Here is a 1314-nt window from a genome sequence, read left to right as displayed (position 1 = left end):
ACATCACTCATGCATGGCGCAAGTTCTCCGAGGCTCATGGAGACGTCAAGCACATCAGCAACAGCATTGACACCATGATCGCCACCAAGGCGCAGCGCATCAAGGACGTGCGTAATGCAGCTGCCCTAAAGCTCAAGGCAGTCGACAACGGCGACATGATCGTGGTCACTCGCAAGGGCAAGGGCAACGAGGTTGGTGACCAGGGCAAGGTGTTCTGGCGCGGTGAGTGCCGCTTCACGGGCAAGGAGCGCTATGGCTTCAAGACCAGCGCTGGCAAGACTCACTGGGTCACCAAGGGCTCCTGTCAGCCCGCTAGCGTTACCTCTGACGCTATCACTGCTGCCAAGGATGCAGCTGAGCTGGAGTTTCTCAACAAGTTCGTTGCCGACATGACGGACCTCCAGGCTAAGCTTGAGATTGCTCAAGTGAACTACAACTTCGCCAGCATGGGTGCTGGCGTCTGAGTTGTTCTATTAGAGGGTCGAAAAGAGGGGGTCAGTGCTTGGTAGTATTGAACTCGTCAACGACACGGGCAGATGCGGCAGCCAAGCGAGCTTCTTCTGCCATTTGCTTTGCCTTCTCTGCAAAAGCAGCTACCATTTTATTGTACTCCTCAACATACTTGTCGTTTGGTACCAGTTTACCTGAGTCTGACTCCACAAGTCTAACGGCACGCAAGTGGTCAATGATGTTGGTACCCGTGTAGAGGGTTAGCTGGAGAATCTCTCTAATGAGAGCAATCGTCTCATCGGCTAGAGCGTAGAGCTTTTCTTCTGTTGGTGGTGTTGCTTCGGCAGTTGGTTCAGTTTTTTCAGTCATGATGTAAATTTCTTTGGTAAAGCGTTGGGCGCTAGTCATGACACTATAAAACCAACCGCAAAAAATGTTTTTTCGTTATCGGACAAATAATATCCCATATTAGCTTTACTTCTTCATCAAGCTCTGTTATAGTATATTCATCAACAAGGGACAGAGAAAGTCCCAACCAGAAACCTCCGAGAAAAGTAAAACAAATGACCACCTCCGCCGCTACCCTTCTTGCCCTGAACACCGCCACCGCCAAGCTTGCCAAGGATGTCCGTGACGACGTTGGTCCCGGCACCTACGTGGTTGACGAAGTGGTCGCCTTCCGCGTCACCGGCACGGTCAAGGTCGGAGAGGACGAGTCCTACGTCCCCACCACCAGCGTCCCCACCAAGGCCGCTCTGGCGCTGTTCATGCGCTACTCGGGCTGCACCGGCCCCCGTGCCATGGAGGCCCTTGCGCGAGCCATGACCGAGGCTGCTGCCCTCGGAACGGATGCCAAGGCGTCCA

At 53.7% G+C, this 1314-nt stretch carries 3 protein-coding genes; 2 read left to right on the top strand and 1 reads right to left on the bottom strand.

The annotated features are described in order from the left end of the window. Positions 1-464 (top strand): hypothetical protein (locus V6D20_23130; GenBank protein HEY9818673.1); only part of this gene is annotated, 464 nt, incomplete at its 5' end. Between the two features lie 31 nt (positions 465-495). Here V6D20_23130 and V6D20_23125 read toward each other — a convergent pair. After that, positions 496-858 (bottom strand): hypothetical protein, encoded by a 363-nt coding sequence (locus tag V6D20_23125; protein HEY9818672.1) that lies wholly within the window; start codon positions 856-858, stop codon positions 496-498. A 155-nt stretch (positions 859-1013) separates the two neighbouring features. Between V6D20_23125 and V6D20_23120 the strand changes: the two genes are divergently transcribed. Continuing rightward, positions 1014-1314 (top strand): hypothetical protein (locus tag V6D20_23120; GenBank protein ID HEY9818671.1); only part of this gene is annotated, 301 nt, incomplete at its 3' end.

The organism is Candidatus Obscuribacterales bacterium, assembly GCA_036703605.1.
GTDB lineage: Bacteria > Cyanobacteriota > Cyanobacteriia > RECH01 > RECH01 > RECH01.
The sequence above is the reverse complement of the archived record's forward strand: the minus strand, read 5'-3'. Positions and strand labels throughout refer to the sequence as shown.